This window comes from Krasilnikovia sp. MM14-A1259, assembly GCF_047159535.1.
In the GTDB taxonomy this organism is placed as follows: domain Bacteria; phylum Actinomycetota; class Actinomycetes; order Mycobacteriales; family Micromonosporaceae; genus Actinoplanes.
This window is the reverse complement of sequence record NZ_BAAGAJ010000002.1, coordinates 2,601,703-2,624,853: the sequence shown is the minus strand read 5'-3', so window position 1 is coordinate 2,624,853 and position 23,151 is coordinate 2,601,703. Positions and strand designations below refer to the sequence as shown.

Below are 23,151 nucleotides of genomic sequence, written 5' to 3'. Positions count from 1 at the left end.
CGTCAGCCTATGCCCGGGAGCCCTCCGCAGCGGGCTCCATCGTCGGCCCGGGCGCAGCAGTCAGCGGGTCCGCGGGGAGCGGTTCATGGTCCGCAGTCACCGGGTCGCCGGGAAGCCGGCGCATGGTGCGCAGCGGGGAGAACAGCACCCAGAGCACACCGAGCAGGGCGCCGACGGTGGCGATCCAGAGGGTGGGGCGGATGCCGATCGTGGCGCCCAGCGCGCCGCCGAGCACGGCACCGAGCGGCCGGACGCCGTAGTTGACGGTGCGTTTGAAACCGGCGACCACGGCGAGCATCGTCTGCGGCGTGGCCGCGGTCTGCACCGACCCGGACGTGATGTCGAGGAGCATGACGCCCAGAGCGGAGACGAACTCGGCCACGACGAGCAGCGCGAGCACCGGTACGTGGGCCGAGCCGGCCAGTGGCACGAGGATCAGGGGAGCCGGGAACGCGACGAGGCCGAGGATCAGTGCGGGCCCGATGCCGATCCGGCGGCTGACCGGGCCGGTGATCGCGGCGCCGACCAGTCCGCCGACGGAGCCGGCCCCGATGACCAGGCCGAGTGTGCCGGGGGAGACGTGCAGCTCGGTCGTGACGTACAGGACGAACAGGGCCGCGAAGAGGTAGTTGAACAGGTTGAGCGTGGTGGCGGCGAGCAGCAGGGGCCGCAGCGTGGCGGAGCGGGCCACGTACCGGACGCCGGCGGCCATGCCCAGGCCGGAGGCGCGCTCCACGGGCGGGTCGGTGACGTCGAGGCGGCTCAGGAGCGCGGCCGAGGCCAGGTACGTGACCACGTCGGCGACCAGGGCCAGGGGTGCGGCGAGGACCTGGACGAGCATGCCGCCCAGGCTCGGCCCGGCCACGTACGCCATGGCCCGGCTGCCGTTGATCAGGCTGTTGGCCTGCATGTAGTCGTCGCGTGGCACCAGCGCGGCGAACATGCTGCTGTGCGCCACCTCGAACAGGACCGACAGTGTGCCGGCCAGGAACGCGACCGCGTAGACCAGTGGCAGGCTCAGCGCGCCCGCCCACCACAGCAGCGGTACGGCCACCAGCAGTACCGCCCGGCCCAGGTCGGCGATGATCATGAGGTGCCGTTTGCGGGGATACCGGTCCGCCCAGGCGCCCGCGGGCAGCGAGAAGAACAGGTTCGGCAGCAGCGCCGCCGCGGTCAGGTAACCCATCTCGGCCGGTCCGGCGCCGATCGTGAGCGCGGCCAGCAGCGGCATGGCGAGCACGGTGACCTGATCGCCGAACAGCGAGACGGTCTGCGCGGCCCAGTACCGCCGGAACGTCGCCCGGTGCAGCAGCGGGGGCAGGCCGCGGGCGCGGGGCGGCGCGATCAGGTCAGCCACGGCCGGTCTCCTCGCCGGGCACCGGGCCTCGCGGCACCGCCAACTGGATGAGCTGCACCGGGCGCGACCCGGGCGGACGTTTCGCGGGGTCGGTGAGCCGTTCGTCGTACCGGGCGAGCAGCGCCTCGATCTGGTCGGTCAGTGCGCGCAGCTCCGCCGCGGTGACGTGCAGCAGAGCGTCGTCGAAGCCGGCGGCGGCCCGCCACGGCGCGGGCTCGTCCCCGCGGACCGCCAGGTACGCCTGCGCGCGCTGCATGAAGCTGCCCAGCAGCACGCCGTTGAGCTCGTCCGTCGCCGCCCGCATGGCCGGGTCGTCGGAGTCGTCGTCCCAGGACGTGGTCTGCGCGGTGGCCTGCCACGGTCGCTCCCGGCCGTCGGCGGCCGGGGCGCGTTCGGCGAGCCCGTACTTGGCGAGCTGCCGCAGGTGGAACGAGCAGTTCGGCACGTTGTCGTCGAGCCGGGCGGCGGCCTGGGTGGCGGTCATCGGGCCCTCGGTGCGCAGCAGGCCGATCAGGCTCATCCGCAGCGGATGCGCGTACGCCCGCAGCGTGCGCGGGTCGGCGAGCTTGACCGTGCGGTCGGGTGTCCCGTCAGGCATACCCTAGAGAATGCTTTAGAAAGAAGTCTTTAGCAACCCATCGAAGGCCGTCCGGCTGCGCTTACGTTGCCCGAACACCGGCCCGTGCACCCGCCCGGCATGATGGGTCCGTGACTGAATCGCAGGCCGGCAAGGGACTCGTGCTCGTCGTCGAGGACGAGCGCCCGATCGCCGACCTCGTCCGGATGTACCTGACCCGCGACGGATTCGGCGTGCACGTGGAGCACGACGGCGCCGCCGGGCTGGCCGCGGCGCGCCGGCTGCGCCCGGTCGTCTGCGTGCTGGACATCGCGCTGCCCGGCATGGAGGGCACCGAGATCTGCCGCAAGCTGCGTGCCGACGGCGACTGGACACCGGTCATCTTCCTCACCGCCCGCGACGACGAGGTGGACCGCATCCTCGGCCTCGAACTGGGCGGCGACGACTACGTGACCAAGCCGTTCAGCCCGCGGGAACTGGTCGCCCGGGTCAAAGGGCTGCTGCGCCGCGCCGCCGGCCCGCCCGACTCCCCGGTGCGCACCCTCGGGCCGGTCGTGCTGGACCCGGGCCGCCGCCAGGTCACGGTCGACGGCAGCCTGCTCGCGCTCACCCCGACCGAGTTCGACCTGCTCGGCCACCTGCTGGGCCGCCCCGGCCGCGTCTTCACCCGCGAGGAACTACTGGCCAGCGTGTGGGGGTACGCCTCGCACGCGGGCACCCGTACGGTCGACGTGCACGTGGCGCAGGTCCGCGCGAAGCTCGGCGACGCCGCCCACCTGATCCGGACCGTGCGCGGCGTCGGCTACACCGCCGATGCGTAACTTCTTCCGTACGCTCACCGGCCGCGTCGTCCTGGTCACCGTGGCCACGGCGTTCGTCGCGGTGATCGTCACCTCGCTGGTGGCACTGCCGGTCGCGGTCCGCCGCGCCAACAACCAGGCCCGTGCCGACCTGCAGGAGAAGAGCGCCATCGCGGTCGAGCTGCTGCACACCCCTGCGGCCCGGGAGAAGATCGTCAGCCAGCTCCGCGACGACGGCGTCAACGTGTACCTGATCCGCCGCGGGGTCGCGGACTCGCCCGGGCTGCCCGCGCGGGTCGTGCAGCAGGTGGCGGCCGGCGCGCAGGTCGACACCAGGGGCATGGTCGGTGGCAAATCCATGATGATCGCGGGCCGCCCGCTGAAGGGCAACGACGCGGGCGTGGTGCTGACCCGCCCCCCGACCGGCGCGGCCGTCCAGGCACTGCAAGGGGTGTGGCTGGGGATGCTCGCCGGGCTGGTCGGCGGCGTGCTGGCGGGGGCGTTGCAGGCCCGGTTCATCGCGCGGCCCATCCGCCAAGCCGCCCAGGCGGCCACCCGCCTGGCCGCGGGGGAGCGCACGGTGCGCCTCGCGGTGCGCCCGCCCGTCGAGGCCACCGAGCTGGCCGGGGCGTTCAACCAGCTCGCCGCCGCGCTGGAGACCAGCGAGGGCCGGGAACGCGACTTCCTGCTGTCGGTGTCGCACGAGCTGCGCACCCCGCTGGCCACCATCCGCGGGTACGCCGAAGCGCTCGCCGACGGGGTGGTGGGCGCCGACGGGGCCCCCAAGGCCGGGGCGACCATGCTCGCCGAGGCGGAACGGCTGGACCGGCTGATCGCGGACCTGCTCGTCCTGTCCCGGCTGGAGGCGGCCGACCTGCCGATCGACGTCGTCGAGGTGGACCTGGCGGAACTGGTGCGTTCGGCCGTCGAGGCGTGGGCGCCGCGCTGCGTCCCGGACGGCCCGCTGCTGCTCGTCGAGGCGCCGTCCGCGCCGATCGTCGTGCACACCGACCCCGGCCGGATCCGGCAGGTCCTCGACGGGCTGTGCGAGAACGCGCTGCGCATCGTGCCGCCCGGCGCCCCGCTGGTGCTCGCCGCCCGCGCGGAAGCCGGCGCCGGGGTGGTCGAGGTCCGCGACGGCGGCCCCGGCTTCACCGACGACGACCTCGCCGTGGCGTTCCAGCGCGGCGCCCTGAACCAGCGCTACCGCGGCATCCGCAAGGTCGGCAGCGGTCTCGGCCTGGCCCTGGCGGCGCGGCTCGTGGACCGGCTCGGCGGGACCATCGAGGCAGGTCACGCCGCCGAGGGCGGGGCCCGCTTCACGGTCGCACTTCCTTACCCGGCCCGAACACAGCGCTGACGCAGCCCGAGCCCGGCGCGGCAATCATGATCACCATGACACGTACCCGCATCGCGCTGACCCTGACCACGCTGTCCCTGACGGGCCTGCTGGGCCTGACGGCCTGCACCGCCGCGTCGAACGCCCCCGCAACGGCGGCCGCCGCGGACGTCACCGACGAGGCGCAGGCGCTGGCCCAGGTCGGGTTCGAGACCGGGCTGACCGACGACCCGGCGCCGGCCGCGACCACCTCCACCGGCCCGAAGGACAAGCAGGGCAAGGGCAAGGGCATCGGCGCCGCCCGCCGGTTCCTGCGTAAGAACACGCTGCACGGCGAGGTGACCGTGCAGTCCAAGAACGGCATGAAGACGGTTGTCGTGCAGCGCGGCACGGTCACCTCCGCCAACGCGGACGGCGTGACCGTGAAGTCGACGGACGGCTTCTCGCAGACCTGGAGCTTCGGCGCCAAGTTGCGACTCGTGCAGGACCGCAAGGCCGTCCCGACCTCCGCGATCAAGAACGGCGTCGAGGTCGGCATCGCGGGCCTCAAGGACGGCGACACCGCGACGGCCCGGCTCATCGCGATCAAGTGAGCCGGGACCCTGGGTCACTGCAGGAACGCCCCCAGCGGCGACAACAGCAGCCGGCCCAGGGTCGCCGCGTTCTGGTCGAGCCGGTCGCGCTCGTCGGCCAGGGCGATCAGATCGTGGCGTACGGCCCACAGCTTCTGCGCATTGCGCCACGCCACGTCGCGGGTGTAGTCGACCAGCTCACCCTGCCACCAGTCGTCCAGATCCCCGTTGAGGGTGTCGATGAGCAACTGCCAGTGCTCCAGGTAGCCGCGGCGCAGGCTCGGGATGTTCTCCGCGAAGATCTCGTTGATCTGCAGGTAGTCGTGATGCTGGTCGCTGTCGTCGATCGGGTCGCAACCCAGGTGGTCGAACGTGGTGACCAGCGCGAACGGCAGGTCGAAGTTGATGTGCGCGTTGACCCCCGCGGCGGCCGAGGGCAGCGGGCGGCAGTCCGGCCCGGCGACCCGTTTCAGCAGCACCCCCCACGCCCGCGGACAGCACGTACTGCCGTCGGTCCACTGACGCAGCGCGTCGAAGTAGCGGGCCGCGAACTCCACGTCCAGCCGGGCCAGGAACGCCGGGTCGGCGAACCGGCCCGCATACAGCCGCTCCAGCACGCACGTGGTGATCTTCAGATAGAGCTTGTTGAAGTCGGCGAGCGGGTTGCTGTCCAGCAACGGCGGGACCCGTTCCAGGACGTCCTGCAGCTTGGTGAGCTGGTCCACGACCGCGGGCACGTCGTCCGGATGGCCACTGAGCAGGGCGGCCATGTCGTCGTGCACGGGCCCCCAGACCGACTCCGTCATCGGATCCTCCACGCGCGGTGAGTCAAGTCAAGGGGCCCCTAAGCACCGCCCGGCGACCTCGCCGCCGGGCGGTGCTCCCCCGTGCCAACAGCCTGTCATCCGGTGCCGGCAGGGGGATCCGTAGAACGACGTATTCGCCGTACGTAGGTCACGAAAAGGTCACGCCGCGCGGAGGTAGACCCGGCTGGCCTGCACCCGCGTACGGACCTGAAGCTTGTCGAAGATGTGCCCCACGTGCACGCCGACCGTCCGCTCGCTGATGAACAGCCGGTGCCCGATCTCCTTGTTCGTCAGGCCCTCGGCCACCGCGCTCAGCACCTCCCGCTCGCGCTCGGTCAGCACACCCAGCTCGTCCACCGGTGCAGCCGGGCCAACCTCGACCGAGTCGTCGCTGGTCAACGGCACCCGGGCCCGCGCGGCCACGGCGCTGATCTCGGCCGCGAACGGACGCGCCCCCATCGCCTGCGCGGTCTCGAACGCCTGCCGCAACGCGGCCACCGCCACCGACCGGCGCGACTTGCGGGCCAGCGCCGCCTCCGCCTGCCGCAGCCGCGCATAAGCCGCCGGGTACGGCTGCTTACGCCGGTCCCACGTGGACGCCGCACGGGCCCACGGCTCCGGGTCCGGCCGGTCCTCCAGCCGGCTCAGCTCCGCCGCACACAACTCCAGATAGCCGTCGATCACCGCCCGCACCGGGGCGGCGGCGTCCCCGGCACCCTGGCTCATCCGGTCCACCACCACCTTCAGGCGGCGCACCACGCCCGGATCGACCGGCACGTCACCCGCGGCGTGCGCCTCCGCCTCCGCCCGCAGCCCGTGCCATGCCAGCACCCCCAGCAGCACCAGGTCGTCGGAACGGGTCTCGGTGAGCCCGCGCTGCACCGCGGCCCGCGCCTCCGCATGCCGGCCCCGCCACATCGCCAGCCCGGCCCGCAACGTCAGCATCGGCAGCACGTGCCGCGCCCCGCCACCGGCCAGCATCGTGGCGATCGCGTCCAGATCCCGGTCGGCGGCCTCCTCGTCACCGAATCCCACCCACAGCCGGCACCGCGCCAGCAGCAACTCCACCGCGTCCGCGCCCGACGGGCGGTGCCGCATCGCGTCGGCCAGCACCCGGTCCGCCTCCGCCCACTGACCCACCCGGAACAGCCCGTTCGCGGCGATCGCCAGCAGCCGGGTCTGATACGTACGTCCCACCCCGAGCGCGGCCAGCTTCTCCGCCCCTCGGCGGGCCACCAGCACGCCCTCCTCCAGGTTGTTCAACGGCCCGGTGAGCAACTCGGCCAGATGCAGATACGCGACCCCCACGTCGTCCGGATGCCCGGAACGCTCCGCGATCTGGACCGCGTGCCGGATCACCGCCAGCCCCGCATCCGGGTCCTCCCGGAACGCCGAACTGAAACCCAGCGCCGCACTGGCCCGCACCAGATCGGCCGTGGCGCCGTCCAGCTCGGCCAGCTCCAGCGCCTCGCGCGCACGGGCGTTCGCGTCCGCGTACCGGCCCAGGTGCAGCAGCAACTCGGCCAGATGGGCCGCCGCACTGGCCTTCTCCCGCGGCGTGCAGTCGGCCAGAGCCAGCGCCCGCTCGTACTCGGTCTCCGCGGTCGCTGTACGGCCCGCCGCCGCCAGATAGCGCGCCCGGCGCAGGTGCAGGGCGCACGTACTCGGGGCGTCCGGGCGCCCGGCCAGCTCCTCCAGACGGGCCAGCGCCAGCGCGTGCTCCCCGCACTGGTGCGCCGACTCGGCGGCATGCGACAGCAACTCCGTCCGGCCGATCTCCGCGGTGCCCTCGCCCGCCAGGTCCAGCGCCACCGACCAGTACCGGTGCGCCTCGACGAAGCCGTACAGACGCTCCGCGGCCCGGGCCGCCGCCACCACCGACGGCAACGCCCGCAACGGATCACCGGCATGCTGCCAGTGGTGCGCCAGCGCGGCGTGGTCCGCCGTCGCCGGATCGGCCTCCAGCGCCTCCGCGTACCGGCGGTGCAGCGCGGCCCGCTCGGCGGGCAGCACCTCCTGCTCCAGCACCTCCGCGACCAGCCGGTGCCGCAGCCGGTAGCCGTCCGCCTCACCGATCACGAACCGGTGCGCGACCGCCGCCCGGACCGCGTCCAGCAGCTCGTCGCCGCCCAGCTGCACCACCCGCGCCAGCACCGCATGCTCGACCGGCTCCACCCCGGCGGCGATCGCGTGCACCACGGCATGCGCATGCTTGGGCAGCTCGTCCACCCGCGCCAGGAAGATCTCCCGCAAGGTGTCGGACAGCTCGGCCCGCCCGTCGCGCAGGTCGCGCGCCAGCTCCTCGGCCACGAACGGGTTGCCCCCGCTGCGCTTGAAGACCTGCTCGACGTCCTCGACCGCCACCCGCTCGCCCGCGATGGCACGGACCAGCTCCCGGGTCGCGTCGTGGTCCAGCGGGGCCAGGTCCAGCACCCGTACCGAACGCAGACGCCGCAGCTCCGCGAGCACCCGGCGCAGCGGGTGGCTGCCCTGCAGCGACTCGGCCCGCACCGCGGCCAGCACGGACAGTTTCACCTCGCCCAGCCCGGCGAGCAGGTAGAGCAGCAACTGCCGGGTGCTGCGGTCGGCCCACTGCAGGTCGTCGAGAACCAGCAGCAGAGGACGATCCCCGGCGACCGCCCGCAGCCGCTGCGACACCCACTCCAGCAGCGCGCCCGCGTCGTCCGGCGGCCCGCCCGCGGGCGCCGCCTCCGGCGCCGCCTCACCGCGGCGCAGCGCCTGCAGCACCGGGTGCAGCGGCGACGCGTCACCGATGTCGAGGCAGGTGCCCGACAGTACGGCGGCCCCCGCCGCACGCAGCGCATCGGCGGTCTCGTGCAGCAGCCGGGTCTTGCCCACGCCGCTCTCACCGGTCACGAACACCGCGGCGGTGCCGGCCGGCCCGACGTCCAGCAGGTCGGAACGCAGCTCACCGAGCGTGGCGGCGCGCCCGACAAGTGGCGCCTCGTCCCCCTCGCTGGCCATGCCCGGCAGCCTAAACCGTGAGGGGGTAGCACGTTCTCGTCGGTTCGGTCTGTTCTGCGTCACAAAACTGACCATCGATGCCTCTGTCACAGATACGTCGTTCTGCGGATCCGTCCGCAATGCCCCGGCTGGCAGCGTGAACACACCAACGCGACCGACCGGAGGAACGAAAGTGGCCATGAGCGTCGTGACGACTCCCGACAGGTGCCGTCGGCAGCACGTCACGGTCCTGTTCATCGACATCGTCGGATTCACCACCCTGGTCGAGGAGCTCGACTGCGCCGAGGTGCGGGAGCTCCAGATGGAGTACTTCGCCCAGGTTTCGGCCGTGGTGCGCCGCTTCGGCGGGGTGGTCGAGAAGTTCGTCGGAGACGCGGTCATGGCGGTCTTCGGCGTCACCGGAGACCCGGCGGCCGCCGCGCACGCCGCGGTCCGGGCCGGGCTCGCCGTCCAGCAGGCGCTGCGGGGGCGCCTGCTGGCCGGGCGGCACACCGTGCGTACCCGGGTCGGGGTCGCCACCGGCGAGGTCATCGTCGACCTGGACGCCACCCGCGACGGCGGGCAGGGCATGGTCAGCGGGCGGGTCGTCACCACGGCGTCGCGGCTGCAGACGTACGCCCCGCACGACACCGTCGTGGTGTGCGCCCAGACCCGGCAGATCACCGGCGCCCTGATCGCGTACCAGGAACTGCCCCCGATGACCATGGCCGGCAAGCCGCAGCCGGTCGAGCTGTGGCGCGCCCTGACCCTGGAAGCCGCCCCCTGCATCCTGGCCGCCGCCTGAGCACCCGAGCGTGTCCTGGCTCACCTGCGAGCCGCTTTGTCCGGCTTGTGGCCGGGCGCGACCGGGCCGACCCCGCTCATCTCCCGAATCTCGTCGGGGGTGACCGGTAGGCTCGCCGGGTCGATCGCCACCACGCTCGGGAGTACCACCTCGTGACTGCGCAACCGGAGACCTTGTACGGGGCCGACGACCTCACGCACCTTGAGGGCCTCGACGCGGTGCGCAAGCGCCCGGGCATGTACATCGGCTCGACCGGCAGCCGGGGCATCAACCACCTCGCCAACGAGATCATCGACAACTCCACCGACGAGGGCGTCGCCGGCCACGCCACCACCGTCGAGGTCATCCTGCACGCCGACGGCTCCGTGCAGGTCGACGACGACGGCCGCGGCATCCCCACCGACGTCAACGCGAAGTCCGGCCTCACCGGCGTCGAGCTGGTCCTGACCCGGCTGCACGCCGGCGGCAAGTTCGGCGGCTCGGGCTACAAGACCTCCGGCGGCCTGCACGGCGTCGGCGCCTCCGCGGTCAACGCGCTGTCCCTGCGCCTGGACGTCACGGTGAAACGCGGCGGCAAGGTCCACGAGGTGTCGTTCCACCGCGGCGTGCCCGGCGTCTTCGACGGCCCCGGCCCCGATGCGAAGTTCCACCGCGAGTCCGGCCTGCGCATGGTGCGCCGGATGAAACGCGGCGAGGCCACCGGCACCTCCGTGCGGTACTGGTACGACACCCGCTACTTCGAGAGCGGCGCCCGCCTCGACGCCGAGTCCGTGCGGGCCAAACTGCGCAACACCGCGTTCCTCGTCCCCGGCGTCACGTACACGCTGCGCGACGAGACCCGCCCCGAGCCCACCACGGAGACGTTCCACTACCCGAACGGGCTCACCGACATGGTGGATTTCCTGGCCCCGCCCGGCGACAAGCCGGTCTCCGGCATCCTGCTGGTCACCGGCGAGGGGACGTACAAGGAGAACGCCGCGGACGCCAACGGCGTCATGCAGTCCAACGTGGAGCGCCGCGCCGAGGTGGAGATCGCGTTCCGCTGGGGCACCGGCTACGAGCGTACGGTGGAATGCTTCACCAACACGATCCGCAACATGCACGGCGGCACCCACCGCAAGGGGTTCGACCGGGCCCTGGTCCGGGCGCTGACCGACGCGATCCGTAACGCCCGTGGCCTGCTCAAGCCCAAGGAAGACCCGCCGGTCCTGGACGACCTGCTGGAGGGTATGACCGCGGTCATCCACGTGCGGATCCCGGAGCCGCAGTTCACCTCGCAGACCAAGGACGAGCTGTCCACCGCGGGCATCACCCGGGTGCTGCAGGGCCTGGTCGAGTCGCATCTGAAGGAGTGGCTGGAGGGGCGGCGCACCAAGGCCGAGGCCCGTACGGTGCTGCAGAAGATCGTCGACGCGGCCCGGGTGCGGCTGACCCAGAAGCAGCAGAAGGACGCGGCGCGGCGCAAGACCGCGCTCGAAGGCGCCTCGATGCCCCCGAAACTGGTCGACTGCCGATCTACCGGAATCGCCCGTAGTGAGGTATATATCGTCGAAGGGGACTCCGCATTAGGAACAGCGCGTATGGCGCGTTCCAGCGAATATCAGGCATTGTTGCCCATCCGCGGCAAGATCCTCAACGTCCAGAAGGCCAGCCTGCAGCAGGTGCTCGACAACGCGGAGTGTTCCGCGATCGTGCAGGTGCTCGGTGCGGGTTCCGGGCGCACGTTCGATCTGTCGGCCATGCGGTACGGCCGGGTAATGATCATGGCGGACGCCGACGTCGACGGCTCGCACATCCGGACCCTGCTCATCACGCTGTTCGCCCGGTACATGCGCCCGGTCATCGAGGCGGGCCGGTTGTTCGCCGCGATGCCGCCGCTGCACAAAGTGGTCACCAAGGGGCGCAACTCCGAGACGATCTACACCTACACCCAGCAGGAGATGGAGACGACCGTCTCCCGGCTGGAGAAGCGTGGCAGGCAGGTGCAGAAGCCGGTCCCGCGGTTCAAGGGCCTCGGCGAGATGAACGCCGACGAGCTGTGGGACACCACGATGAACCCGGCGACCCGGGCCGTGCGGCGGATCACCCTGGACGACGTGGAGCGCGCCGAGGAAACGCTCGAACTGCTCATGGGCGAGCGCGTCGAGCCGCGCCGCAACTGGCTGATCGAGTCGTCCGGCCGCATCGACGAGGAAACCATCGACGCCTGAGCGGCGTACCGGGAGGAGACAGCAGCACATGGCACGCCGCAAGGCCGAGCAGTCGCGCGTGGACCCGTCCGCGTTCGATCAGGCGGGCGCCCGCGTCATCGACAATCCGCTGACGACCGAGGTCGAGGACTCCTACCTGGAGTACGCGTACTCGGTGATCCACTCGCGGGCCCTGCCGGACGCGCGCGACGGCCTCAAGCCGGTGCACCGCCGCATCCTGTTCTCGATGTACGACCAGGGCCACCGGCCCGACCGGCCGTACGTGAAGTCGGCGCGAATCACCGGTGACGTGATGGGCCGTTTCCACCCGCACGGCAACCTGGCGATCTACGACGCCCTGGTCCGGCTGGCGCAGGACTTCTCGCTGAACAACCCGCTGATCGACGGGCACGGCAATTTCGGCTCGCCGGACGACGGGCCGGCCGCGGAGCGGTACACCGAGTCGCGTCTGTCGCCCGAGGCGATGCTGCTGGTCGGCGAGCTGGGCGAGGGCACGGTCGACTTCAAGTCCAACTACGACGGCTCCGAGCAGGAGCCGCGGGTGCTGCCCGCGGCGTTCCCGAACCTGCTGGTCAACGGCACTTCGGGCATCGCGGTCGGCATGGCGACCAACATGATTCCGCACAACCTCGGCGAGGTGGTGGCCGCCGCGCAGCACCTGATCACGGACCCGGATGCGGACCTCGACGCGCTGATGCGTTTCGTGCCGGGTCCAGATCTGCCCACGGGCGGCCAGTTGCTGGGGCTGGACGAGGTGCGCCGGGCGTACGAGACGGGTCGCGGCGTGGTGCGGATGCGGGCGCGGGCCCAGTCCGGGCCGCTGGAGGGCGGCCGGGGACGCCAGGCCATCACGGTCACGGAGCTGCCGTACGGGGTGGGCGCCGAGAAGATCATCGAGGCGATCACGGACGAGGTGAAGGGCAAACTGATCGTCTCGGGTCCGCGTAAGGGGCAGCGGCAGGCGCCGCGGCTGCAGGGCATCGCGGACGTGAAGGACCTGACGGACCGCGAGCACGGCACCCGGCTGGTCATCGAGTGCAAGGTGGGGGTCAATCCGCAGGCGCTGCTGGCGGACCTGTACCGGCTGACGCCGCTGGAGTCGTCGTTCGGCATCAACAATCTGGTGCTGGTCGACGGTCAGCCGCGCACGCTGGGCCTCAAGGAGCTGCTGGAGGTGTTCCTGGCGCACCGCTACGAGGTGGTGACCCGGCGCACGACGCACCGGCGTACGAAACGGCAGGACCGTCTGCACCTCGTGGACGGCCTGCTGATCGCGCTGATCGACATCGACCGGGTGGTGGCCCTGATCCGGGGCAGTGACGACGCGGCGGCGGCGAAGGCGGGGCTGATCAGCGAGTTCGGTCTCAGCGACATTCAGGCGACGTACATTCTGGACACGCCGTTGCGCCGGTTGACCCGGTTCGACCGGATCGAGCTGGAGAGCGAGCAGGAGCGGCTGCGCGCCGAGATCGCGGAACTGTCGCGGATCCTGGACGACGAGGCGGTGCTGCGGCAGGTGGTCTCGGACGAGCTGTCCGCGGTGGCGGCGGAGTTCGCCGGTGCCCGGCGCACGACGCTGATCGGCGGGGACCTCAAGGAGGTGCTGGCCGCGTCCGTGCCGGCCGGGCCGCTGGAGGTGGCCGACGACCCGTGTCAGGTCATCCTGTCGGCCACCGGGCTGATCGCGCGGACGGCGGCCGAGAGCGAGGAGTCCGTGGAGGGGCGCCGCCGCAGCGGCCGGGTCAAGCACGACGCGGTGCATTCGGTGGTGCATTCCACCGCCCGTGGCCGGGTGCTGCTGGTGACGAGCAAGGGCCGGGCGTTCAAGACCGATGTGCTGCCCTTGCCGGTGTTGCCGGAGCAGTCCGGCACGGTGTCGTTGCGTGGCGGCATGTCAGCCTCCGAGCTGGTGCCGCTCGAGCCGGGGGAGCGGGTGATCGGGCTGGCGCCGTTGGCGGGGGAGGGTTCGCCGGGCATCGCGCTGGGCACCCGCCACGGCGTGGTGAAGGTGTGTGCCCCGGAGTGGCCGGTGCGCTCGGACGAGTTCGAGGTGGTCACGCTCAAGGAGGGCGACGAGGTGCTCGGCGCCGCGTGGCTCACCGACGGGTCCGAGTCGCTGGTGTTCGTCACGTCGGATGCGTCGCTGCTGCGGTTCGGGGCGAAGCTGGTGCGCCCGCAGGGCCTCAAGGGCGGCGGCATGGCCGGGGTGAGCCTGGCGGCCGGGGCCGAGGTGATCGCGTTCCACGCGGTGCACACCGACGATCCGGAGCACGGTGAGCCGATGGTGGTGACGTCCACCGGTCATCAGGTGAAGCTGACGCCGTTCGCGAAGTACCCGGCGAAGGGGCGGGCGACCGGTGGGGTGCGCGTGCAGCGTTTCCTGAAGGGGGAGTCGCGGCTCGCGGTGGCCTGGGTGGGTCCGCGCCCGGTCGGTTCCAGTGCCACGGGCGACCCGGTGGAGCTGCCGGATCCGGACGAGCGCCGGGACGGCTCGGGTGAGGCGGTCATGATGGGCCCGCAGATCGTCGGGCACCTGATCGAGCGCGACTGATCGAGCGGGCCTGGCCGAGAGGGCGGGCCTGGCCGAGAGGGACTGAACGACAAACGCGCGCCGCGGCGGCCCGGAGGCCACCGCGGCGCGCCCCCGATCAGGCGTACGTGTACCAGGGGGTGTGGTCGAGCATGTCCGACGGGCGCACGGTGTTCCACGGCGCCATCGTGTCGTTGAGGTCGACCACGTTGGTGGTGCCCCCGGTGGGCAGGTAGCCGGAGCTGGGGTGGGCCTTCTGCCAGTCGGACCACAGCTTGTCGATGTGGCAGTGGTGCAGCCAGAAGACGGGGTCGTTGGGCGACGTGCCGGAGGTCATGTCGCCGCCGACCCAGACGTGCACGCGGTTGTGGATGTTCGGCCCGCGCCATCCTTCGATCAGGTTGCGGAAGCCGGTGGTGGAGCTGCTGTTCCACGGCGCCACGTCGTACCGGGTCTGGGCGAGCACGGTCCGCACGTCGCTGGCGGTGGGCAGCGGCTGGCCGCTGGCGCCGAGCTCGCGGCGCAGGAAGTTGCGCCGGTCGGTGCGGACGTTGATCGTCCAGTTGCCACCGCTGAACGCGAACGGCCCGGTCATGACCTGGTTGTCGGAGTCGCGCCCGTTGCCGCCGAGGAAGTCGTCGCCCCACAGCGTCGAGCTGGCGCCGTCGGTGCTCCAGTTCCAGTACGGCAGGTTCACGCTGGAGTCGATGGACTGCAGGGCCCGCTCGAAGTCGAGCAGGAACTGCCGGTGCCACGGCAGGAACGACGGCGAGCGGTGTCCGACGCGGTTGCCGGTGTCGCTGTCGTTGAGGATGAACGTGTTGTGGGTGCGGACGAACTCGTCGTACCGGCCGCGCTTCTTGAGCTCGAGCACGGCGTTGACGAAGGCGCGCTTCTCGTCGGCGCTCAGGTCACGCTGGTTCTTGCGTACGCCCATGGTGGTGGGTCGGCCTTTCGGTGCGTGGGTGGTCGGCAGCGGTCAGCCGTGGTGGACGTGTTCGAGCGCGGCGCCGTCGAGTTCGTCGACCGCGGCGCGGGAGACCTCACGCAGCGAGCGGAAGGTCTGGTAGTGGTTGACGACGCTGGTGTACGTGCCGTCCGCGTTGACCATGACGTGCAGGGGCACGCCGTCGATGAGCACGTTCGGTGCGGCGGCCTCGGTGGGTGCCGGCGCGGCGGCGAGGCTGCGGGCGGCGCGAGGTGCCGCGCCGGCGGCCGCGGTGGCCTCGATGCGGCGGCCCTTGTAGACCTCGGCGAAGCGCTCGCCGGAGGTGGCAGCGGTCTCGGCGTCGCGTGCGGGGGCGGCCTGGGAGCCGCCCGCGGTGAGCACCTGGAGCCCCATGGCGCCGGTACCAACGGCCACCGTGCCGGCGCCGGCGAGCTTGAGCAGCTCGCGACGATTGATCGTGGTCACGTGTCTTCCTCCCCCATAAGTTCACCTGGCGGCAAAGATCTTCGGAAGAATGGCAAGACGAGCATCGAATCATCAGCTGATTCGACGTTCTTCCGAGGAATCTTCGGCGCGCGTTGAGCGGGTAGGAAGCTAGCAATGACGATCTTGAGTGGGCAACCCGGCCTGCCAGTGGCCCGCGGGACGGCCGTGTGCGGCAGGTTGCCTGCCACGTCACGCATCGGCGCGTTCGGCGACTGCGGGGCCGGTCGCGGCGGCAAACACAACGACACATGACGATGCCTGGATGTCACTGAGCGTCGCTGTCTCGATGGGCGCCTAAGTGGCTGGTGAGCAAGCTCTCATGGCGACGGTTGATCCGTCAGACCGTTCACGCACGTACGTGTCTGCCGTCTCTTCCTGTGGGATTGCGCCGTGGAGGGCTAAGCCCGTGATCGGCGGTGGGCGATAGCCCTCGTAAGGGGGATCTCTCCTATCCACGGGGGTCGAGAATGAGCACATTTGCCAGATGGGTCGCTGACCGGTCGGTGCGGACCAAACTCGCCGCGCTGGTGGCCGTCGGCCTCATCGCGCTGGTGGGCGTCGCCGCCACCGGCCTGATCGCCCTGGAGAAGGCGGGCGACAAGGCCCGGGAGCTCAACCGGGTGGCCCGCATGTCGCGGGTGTCGCTGGAATCCGACATGGCCCACGACGCGGTCCGCGGCGACGTACAGCGGGCGCTGCTCAGCACCGACAGCGGGGACGACGACGAGATCCGCGGCAACCTGACGGAGCACTCCGCCATCCTGCGCGACGGCGTGCGCGGCTTCGCGGCGCCGTCGATGTTCCCCGAGGTCCGCGCGGCCGCCACCAAGGTCGTGCCCGAGGTGGACACGTACCTCGACCTCGGCCGCAAGACCGTCGACGCGGCGCTGGCGGGCAACCGTACGCCGCAGACGCTGGCCGCCTTCCAGGACGCGTTCGCGGCGATCGAGCACGACCTGCCCGCGGTGGCCGACGCGCTGCAGGCCCGCTCGTCCGCCGCCTCCGACGCGGTCGGCGCGCAGCGCCACGACGCGGTCTGGACGCTGGGCGCGGTCGCCGGCGTCGGTGTGGCCCTGCTGGCCCTGATCGGTGTGCTCGTGGCCCGCAGCATTCTGCGCCCGCTCGGCGCGGTCAGCCGGGTGCTCGGTGCCATGGCCGACGGCGACCTGTCGCGGGAGGCCGAGGTGTCCGCACGCGACGAACTCGGCCGCATGGCCGGGCTCCTCAACACCGCGATCCGCAGCGTACGGGAGACCGTCCGCACCCTGGCCGGCTCGGCCGACACGGTCGCCTCCTCGGCGGCCAGCATGTCCACGGTCGCCCGCCGCATCGCCACCTCGGCCGACGAGGCGCACGCCCAGGCCACGCTGGTTTCCGGGTCGGCCGCCCAGGTCTCCGACAGCGTCAGCCAGGTCGCCACCGGCACGGACGAGATGGGTGCCTCCATCGGTGAGATCGCCCAGAACACCAGCGAGGCCGCGCTGGTCGCCGCCGACGCCGTGACCAGCGCGCAGGCGACCGGACAGATCATGGCCCGGCTCGGGGAGTCCTCCATCGAGATCGGCAACGTCGTGAACGCGATCACCGAGATCGCCGAGCAGACCAACCTGCTGGCCCTCAACGCCACCATCGAGGCGGCCCGGGCCGGCGAGGCCGGCAAGGGCTTCGCCGTGGTCGCGAGCGAGGTCAAGGACCTGGCCCAGGACACCGCGCGCGCCACCGAGGACATCGTGCGGCGGGTCGAGGCGATCCAGGCCGACTCGGCCTCCGCGGTCGAGGCCATCGAAACGATCAGCGACGTCATCGGCCGGGTCAACGAGTACCAGTCGATGATCGCGGCCGCGGTGGAGCAGCAGCGCGCCACGTCCGCCGAGATCAGCCGCAGCGTGACCCAGGCCGCCGATGCCAGCGGCGAGATCGCCGGCAACATCGCCGGGGTCGCGGACGTCACGACCACCACGAGCCGCGACGCCGCCGCCTCCCAGCAGACCGCGCAGGAACTCGCGGAGATGGCCGACGGGCTGCGCGGCCTGGTCGCCCGCTTCCGTTACTGACCGGCCCGGACCGCCTGCAGCGTGTACGTGTGCGGCAGGCGGTCCGGGCGGTCGGTGAGCTGCCACTCCCCGGCGTCGTCGCGGTGCATCCGCCCCGGCAGCGCCTCCCACGGCACGCTGCGGTGCTCGACCAGGCCGGTCACGGTCAGCCCCGCCGCCAGCACGGCGGTGACGATCTCGCCCAGACCGTGGTTCCACTCGTGGGTCACGGTGTGGGTGAACTCGACATCGGTGTCGACGTACGTGCCGGGCTCGTCGTACACCTGCGGTTGTGCGGTTTCGAAGTACGGCTCGGACAGCACCAGCAGGTCGTCGTCGCGTTCGTAGTCCAGCGCCCACAGCACGGGATGGCCCTCGCGCAGGAACAGCCGCCCGCCGGGGCGTAGCAGCGACGCCACGGTCTGCGCCCAGCGGTGCACGTCCGGCAGCCAGCACAGCGCGCCGACGCCGGTGTACACCAGGTCGAAGCCGCCGCGGCCGAGCACGTCGGGGGCGGCGTACACGTCCGACTCCACGAACTCCACCGGCGGGCCGGCGCGCTGCGCCAGCCGCCGCGCCTGCGCCAGCGAGCGCGGCGAAAAGTCCACCCCGGTCATGGTGGCGCCCAGGCGGGCCAGCGACAACGTGTCCGTGCCGATGTGGCACTGCAGGTGCACCCCGCGCAGCCCGGCGATGTCGCCGAGCAGCGGCACGTCGAATCGGACGACCTTGCTGAGGTGCGCCGGATCGGTCTCGAACGCGGCCACGCCGTAATCCGCCGACGCGGCGTGCGCGTCGGCCCGCTCGTCCCAGTTGGCCCGGTTCACGTCGCGGTAGTCGGTCATGGGGCCTGACCGTACTGCAGGTCAGGGGTGCCGGGCCGGGGGTTTCGCACCCGAGTCCCCGGCATCGTGGCGGGCGATACCGTGGGGTGTCGGTTCGGCGGACGTGAATGCGGGGGTGGTGCGCGCGTGGAATCCAGGCGTACGACGGTGCGGGATGTGCGCCGGGCCAACCGGGCCAGTCTGCTCACGGACCTGTTCCACGGCGGACGGCAGAGCCGCCAGCAGCTCGGCGACACCACCGCGCTGAGCCAGGCCAGCATCAGCAACCTCGTCGGCGAGATGATCGAGGAGGGCCTGGTCGAGGAGGCGGGTCTGGTCGGCTCGGACGGCGGCCGGCCGCGGGCGCTACTGCGGGTCGCCCCCGGCTTCGGGTACGTCGTGGGCGCCGACGTCGGCGACACCCGCGTGCTCGTGGAGCTGTACGACCTGGCCATGTCCCGACTCGGCGTGGCCTCGTACGACCTGGGCGAGCGCGGCCGCGACCCCGGCCTGGCCGTCGCCAAGCTGATCGAAGGCCTGGGCGTGGTCGTCGCGCAGGCGGAGGTCGACCCGGACGCCGTCCTCGGGTACGGCATCGGCGTCGCCGGCGTCGTGGACTCCGGCGCCGACGCGGTCGTGTACGCGCAGACCACCGGCTGGGACGGTGTCCCGCTCGGGGCGATGCTGCGGGCCGCCACGGATGTCCCGGTGTTCGTGGAGAACGGCGCGAAGACCGTCGGGCAGGCCGAGATGTGGTTCGGCGCCGGCCGGGGCGCGCGGCACGCCGTGATCCTGCTGGTCGGCACCGGCGTGGGGGCGGCGGTGGTGATGGACGGGCGCAACTACCGCGGCGCGAGCAGCAGCGCAGGGGAGTGGGGACACACCACGCTCGTGTACGACGGCGACCGGTGCCGGTGCGGGGCACGCGGCTGCCTGGAGGCGTACATCGGGGCGGACCGGGTGATCCGGCGGCTCGCGGAGGCGGCCGGGGAGCCCGCCGACCCGATGCTGCTCACCCGCCTGCTGGCCGGGGACCACCCGCTGCCGCCGCCGGTGGCCGAGGTCGTGGCGGAGACGGTCGGCTATCTGGGCGCCGGCATCGCGGGCCTGGTCAACCTGTTCAGCCCGGAGCGGATCGTGCTGGGCGGCCGGACCGGCTTGGCGCTGGGAGAGCGGTTCCTGCCGGACATCCGGGCCGCCACGGCACGAAACGCGCTGCGGCAGCCGTACTCGAAGACCCGGATCGAGGTCTGTCAGCTCGGCCCGGACGCGGTGGCGATGGGCGCGGCCACCCTGCCGATCGCACGCCTGCTGGCCGACGGTGGCCTGCCCGCCGCTGCGGCCCGCGGGCGGCACCCGGCGCGCTGATTCCTCCGGTGCCGCCCGCGGGCGGGCGTGCGTTCAGTTGTTGCGCAGGCGGGTGATGGTGTCGCGGTACCACAGGGCGCTCTGCTTCGGGGTGCGCTTCTGGGTGGCGTAGTCGACGTGCACGATGCCGAAACGCTGCGCGTACCCGTACGCCCATTCGAAGTTGTCCATCAGCGACCAGGCGAAGTAGCCGCGCACGTCCGCGCCCTGCGCCCGGGCCTGCGCCACCGCCGTGATGTGCTCGGCCAGGTACGCGGTCCGCCCGTCGTCGCGCACGAACCCGTCCGCGTCCGCCTCGTCGTGGAACGCGGCCCCGTTCTCGGTGACGACCATCGCCAGGGCGGGGTAGTCCTCGTGCAACCGGACCAGGAGCCGGGTGAAGCGTTCCGGCGTGATCGGCCAGTCCATCCCGGTGCGGGACCCGTCCGGCAGTACGGGCCGGACGATCGGCGACCCGTCGGCGTCGCGGGTGTTGCCCTGCTCGTCCGTGCCGCTGAAGTCCTGCCCGAAGTAGAAGTTCACCCCGAGCACCTCGAACGGCGTCGAAATGATCTCCAGGTCGCCGTCCTGAACCGGCAGCGTGATGCCGTCTTCCGCCAGGTCGGCCACGATGTCGGCGGGGTACTCGCCCTTGCGCAGCGGGTCCAGGTAGATCCGCGTGCCCATCCCGTCCGCGCGGCGAGCCGCGTCCCGGTCGGCGGGGCTGTCCGTGGCCGGGTCGGCCGTACCCATGTTGAGCGTGATGCCCAGCGTCATCGGCCGGGTCGCCGCCGCGCGCATCCGTTGGGTCGCCAGGCCGTGGCCGAGCAGCAGGTGGTGGGTCGCGGCCATGGCTGCGGCGGGCTCGCGCCGTCCGGGGGCGTGCACCCCGGTGTGGTAGCCGAGCCACGCCGAGCACCACGGCTCGTTGAGCGTGGTGAACGTGTCGACCCGGTCGCTGAGCCGGTCGAACACCAGCATCGCGTAGTCGGCGAACCGGTACGCGGTGTCCCGGTTCGGCCAGCCGCCCGAATCCTCCAGCTCCTGCGGCAGGTCCCAGTGGTACAGCGTGACCCACGGGTCGACGCCCGCGCCGAGCAGTTCGTCCACCAGCCGGTCGTAGAAACCGAGGCCAGCCGCGTTGACCGGGCCGCGCCCGTGCGGCTGCACCCGGGGCCAGGCCACCGAGAACCGGTACGTGTCGACGCCGAGGCTCCTGATCAGCGCCACGTCCTCGGGCATCCGGTGGTAGTGGTCGCACGCGACGTCGCCGTGGTCGCCGCCGGTCACCGCGCCGGGAACGCGGCTGAACGTGTCCCAGATGGACGGTGTGCGGCCGTCCTCGGCGACGGCGCCCTCGATCTGGTACGACGACGTGGCCACGCCCCACTTGAACGACGGGGGGAACGCGACGGTGGACGGCAGCGGGGCAGGGGTGGTGGCGGTGGGGTTCATGGTTCTCCTGAGCGTGGGGGAGGACAGCATCGGACCGCGCAGCGGTGCGGTCACCGGTCAGTCCTCAGCCGACGGGGTGCAGCCAGCACGCAACCGAGCGGGTCGGGCCGTCCGGGGTGTCCGGGCGGCCCAGCACCGGGATGCGCTGGGCGCAGGGGTCGAACGCTTTCGGGCAGCGCGGGTGGAACGAGCAGCCACTCGGCATGCCCTTGAGATCCGGCGGTGAACCGGGGATGCCGGACAGTTCCCGGCGCGGCCCGCGCAGCGCCGGGAACGAGCCGAGCAGCCCGGCGCTGTACGGGTGCAGCGAGTCGCGGTACAAACTGGATGCCGGCGCCTCCTCCACGATCCGGCCGCCGTACATGATGGCGATCCGGTTGGAGAACTCGACCAGCAGCGACAGGTCGTGGGTGATGAAGATGACCGAGAAGCCGAGCCGTTCGCGCAGCTCGATGATCTGGCCGAGGATCTGCCGCTGCATCACCACGTCCAGCGCGGTGGTGGGCTCGTCCATGATGACGACCTGCGGCTGCAGGATCAGCGCCATGCCGATCATGACGCGCTGCCGCATGCCGCCGGAGAGCTGGTGGGGGTAGGCGTCCATCCGGTCCGCGGCGATGCCGACCAGTTTGAGCATCTCGCGGGCGCGGGCGGCCCGGCTGTGCGCGCTCATCCCGGGCTCGTGTGCGCGCAGCACGTCGTCCATCTGGGTCGAGATCTTGTGTACGGGGTTGAGCGAGTTCATCGCCCCCTGGAACACGATCGCGGTCTCGGCCCACCGGAACGCCCGCAGTTCGCGGTCGGACAGCCGCAGCACGTCGTACGGTTCGCCGCCCTCCGGGTGGTAGATCACCTGGCCGCCGCTGATCACCCCCGGCGGGGGCAGCAGCCGGGTCAGGCCGTACGCGAGCGTGGATTTGCCGCTGCCGCTCTCCCCGGCCAGGCCGAGCACCTCGCCGCGGTGCAGCGTGAGGCTGACGTCGCGGACGGCCTGCACCGCCGCGTCGCCGAGGCCGTAGTCCACGTCGAGGTTGCGGATCTCGAGGACGGGCTCGCTCATCGTGCGGCCTCCTTTCGCTGCGCCGGGATCTTCGGGGAGCCGGTCCCCAGCACCGGGGTGAAACCGACCCGCATCCGTACGGTGTGGCCGGACGCGGTCTTGACTTTGGTCTTGCCCGCGCTGCGCAGCCGGGGGCTGACGAATTCGTCGATCCCGAAGTTGATCAGTGACAGTGCGGTGCCGAGGAACGCGATGGCCAGACCGGCGGGCACGAACCACCACCAGGCGCCCTGCGCGAGGGCCTGCTGGCTCTGCGCCCAGAACAGGATCTCGCCCCAGTTCCAGTTGGAGATGCTGCCGACGCCGATGAACGCCAGGGTGATCTCGGAGGTGACCGCGAAGATGACCGTGCCGACGAAGCTGGAGGCGATGATCGCGGTGAGGTTGGGCAGGATCTCGAACAGGATGATCCGCCAGGTCTTCTCGCCGGTGGCGCGGGCCGCCTCCACGTAGTCGCGGCGGCGCAACGACAGGGTCTGGGCGCGCAGCACGCGTGCCCCCCACGCCCACGACGTGAAACCGATGACGAGCGCGACGATCGTCGAGCCGGCGTTGTTGAGCGTCGAGGCCACGATGATGATCAGCGGCAGCGCCGGGATCACCAGGAACACGTTGGACAGCGCGGACAGCGTCTCGTCCCACGCGCCGCCGAGGTAGCCGGCGGTCACGCCGACCAGCACGGACAGGACCGTCGCGACGACCCCGGCGGTGAGGCCGACCACCATCACGCCGCGGGTGCCCACCAGGATCTGGCTGAGTACGTCCTGGCCCAGGTGGGTGGTGCCGAACCAGTGCTCGGCGGACGGCGGCTGCACGATGGCGTTGCTGCGCGCGTCCGGATCGTACGGCGCGACCCACGACCCGATGATCGCGAACAGGATGTAGATCCCGAGCACGATCAGGCCGGTCATCGCCTTGGCGTTGGCCACGAACCGGAACCGCTGTCGTTTCGCCTTGGTCGGCTGGGGCTCCGCGGGCTGGGCGACCACGCCCTGGCCGGGAATCTCCTGCTCGATGCTGGAGGCGGGGAGCGTCAT

Annotated in this window: 18 protein-coding genes; 8 read left to right on the top strand and 10 right to left on the bottom strand. The window is 71.9% G+C overall.

Translation table 11 applies throughout. From position 1 onward, the window contains the following. Positions 1-7 precede the first annotated feature (7 nt). Positions 8-1,348, bottom strand: coding sequence for an MFS transporter (locus ACMCNK_RS11565; protein WP_412740823.1), 1,341 nt, complete (start codon positions 1,346-1,348; stop codon positions 8-10). A gap of 1 nt (position 1,349) precedes the next feature. After that, positions 1,350-1,955 (bottom strand): winged helix-turn-helix domain-containing protein, encoded by a 606-nt coding sequence (locus tag ACMCNK_RS11560; RefSeq protein WP_412736395.1) that lies wholly within the window; start codon positions 1,953-1,955, stop codon positions 1,350-1,352. Between the two features lie 110 nt (positions 1,956-2,065). On the opposite strand from ACMCNK_RS11560, the gene ACMCNK_RS11555 reads away from it, so the two are divergent. From ACMCNK_RS11555 to ACMCNK_RS11545, 3 genes are read left to right on the top strand one after another with little or no spacing between them, the layout of a single operon-like run. Then, entirely contained in the window at positions 2,066-2,755 is a 690-nt protein-coding gene (locus ACMCNK_RS11555) for a response regulator transcription factor (protein WP_412736394.1), read from the top strand. Further along, positions 2,748-4,094 carry an ATP-binding protein gene (locus ACMCNK_RS11550; RefSeq protein WP_412736393.1) on the top strand — a complete coding sequence of 449 codons (1,347 nt, stop codon included), beginning with the start codon at positions 2,748-2,750 and terminating at the stop codon, positions 4,092-4,094. The genes ACMCNK_RS11555 and ACMCNK_RS11550 overlap by 8 nt, the downstream gene beginning before the upstream one ends. Positions 4,095-4,129: 35 nt before the next feature. After that, positions 4,130-4,666, top strand: coding sequence for a hypothetical protein (locus ACMCNK_RS11545; RefSeq protein WP_412736392.1), 537 nt, complete (start codon positions 4,130-4,132; stop codon positions 4,664-4,666). A 14-nt stretch (positions 4,667-4,680) separates the two neighbouring features. Here the strand turns inward: ACMCNK_RS11545 and ACMCNK_RS11540 are convergent, their stop codons facing one another. Next, positions 4,681-5,451, bottom strand: coding sequence for a DUF5995 family protein (locus ACMCNK_RS11540; protein ID WP_412736391.1), 771 nt, complete (start codon positions 5,449-5,451; stop codon positions 4,681-4,683). A gap of 159 nt (positions 5,452-5,610) precedes the next feature. Next, entirely contained in the window at positions 5,611-8,436 is a 2,826-nt protein-coding gene (locus ACMCNK_RS11535; protein ID WP_412736390.1) for a helix-turn-helix transcriptional regulator, read from the bottom strand. 178 nt (positions 8,437-8,614) lie between these two features. On the opposite strand from ACMCNK_RS11535, the gene ACMCNK_RS11530 reads away from it, so the two are divergent. The 3 genes from ACMCNK_RS11530 (at position 8,615) to ACMCNK_RS11520 (ending at position 13,981) form a co-directional block, all read left to right on the top strand. Next, positions 8,615-9,220: an adenylate/guanylate cyclase domain-containing protein gene (locus ACMCNK_RS11530; RefSeq protein WP_412736389.1), complete on the top strand. Its 606-nt coding sequence runs from the start codon at positions 8,615-8,617 to the stop codon at positions 9,218-9,220. Positions 9,221-9,372: 152 nt separating this feature from the next. Continuing rightward, positions 9,373-11,430, top strand: coding sequence for a DNA gyrase/topoisomerase IV subunit B (locus ACMCNK_RS11525; protein WP_412736388.1), 2,058 nt, complete (start codon positions 9,373-9,375; stop codon positions 11,428-11,430). A gap of 28 nt (positions 11,431-11,458) precedes the next feature. Next, complete coding sequence (locus ACMCNK_RS11520; RefSeq protein ID WP_412736387.1) at positions 11,459-13,981, top strand: DNA topoisomerase (ATP-hydrolyzing) subunit A; 2,523 nt, start codon at positions 11,459-11,461, stop codon at positions 13,979-13,981. Between the two features lie 97 nt (positions 13,982-14,078). Here the strand turns inward: ACMCNK_RS11520 and melC2 are convergent, their stop codons facing one another. Beyond that, positions 14,079-14,897 (bottom strand): tyrosinase MelC2, encoded by an 819-nt coding sequence (gene melC2 / locus ACMCNK_RS11515; protein WP_412736386.1) that lies wholly within the window; start codon positions 14,895-14,897, stop codon positions 14,079-14,081. 42 nt (positions 14,898-14,939) lie between these two features. Further along, on the bottom strand, positions 14,940-15,374 hold the full coding sequence (locus tag ACMCNK_RS11510) for a tyrosinase family oxidase copper chaperone (RefSeq protein ID WP_412736385.1): 435 nt from the start codon (positions 15,372-15,374) through the stop codon (positions 14,940-14,942). Between the two features lie 524 nt (positions 15,375-15,898). On the opposite strand from ACMCNK_RS11510, the gene ACMCNK_RS11505 reads away from it, so the two are divergent. Next, positions 15,899-17,449: a methyl-accepting chemotaxis protein gene (locus tag ACMCNK_RS11505; RefSeq protein WP_412736384.1), complete on the top strand. Its 1,551-nt coding sequence runs from the start codon at positions 15,899-15,901 to the stop codon at positions 17,447-17,449. On the opposite strand, the gene ACMCNK_RS11500 is transcribed toward ACMCNK_RS11505, so the two are convergent. Next, a complete protein-coding gene (locus ACMCNK_RS11500; RefSeq protein ID WP_412736383.1) occupies positions 17,443-18,273 on the bottom strand; it encodes a class I SAM-dependent methyltransferase in 831 nt (276 codons plus the stop codon). The two genes, ACMCNK_RS11505 and ACMCNK_RS11500, sit on opposite strands and share 7 nt — an antisense overlap. A 126-nt stretch (positions 18,274-18,399) precedes the next feature. Here ACMCNK_RS11500 and ACMCNK_RS11495 point away from each other — a divergent pair, with 126 nt between their 5' ends. Further along, positions 18,400-19,620, top strand: coding sequence for an ROK family protein (locus ACMCNK_RS11495; protein WP_412736382.1), 1,221 nt, complete (start codon positions 18,400-18,402; stop codon positions 19,618-19,620). Positions 19,621-19,653: 33 nt separating this feature from the next. Here ACMCNK_RS11495 and ACMCNK_RS11490 read toward each other — a convergent pair whose 3' ends face one another. The 3 genes from ACMCNK_RS11490 to ACMCNK_RS11480 all read right to left on the bottom strand — a co-directional run bounded on the left by ACMCNK_RS11490 (position 19,654) and on the right by ACMCNK_RS11480 (position 23,151). Continuing rightward, a complete protein-coding gene (locus ACMCNK_RS11490) occupies positions 19,654-21,054 on the bottom strand; it encodes a GH1 family beta-glucosidase (RefSeq protein ID WP_412736381.1) in 1,401 nt (466 codons plus the stop codon). A gap of 64 nt (positions 21,055-21,118) precedes the next feature. Then, the gene (locus ACMCNK_RS11485) at positions 21,119-22,114 is read right to left on the bottom strand and encodes an ABC transporter ATP-binding protein (RefSeq protein ID WP_412736380.1); all 996 of its coding nucleotides are present in this window, start codon (positions 22,112-22,114) and stop codon (positions 21,119-21,121) included. Further along, entirely contained in the window at positions 22,111-23,151 is a 1,041-nt protein-coding gene (locus ACMCNK_RS11480) for an ABC transporter permease (protein WP_412736379.1), read from the bottom strand. The genes ACMCNK_RS11485 and ACMCNK_RS11480 overlap by 4 nt, the downstream gene beginning before the upstream one ends.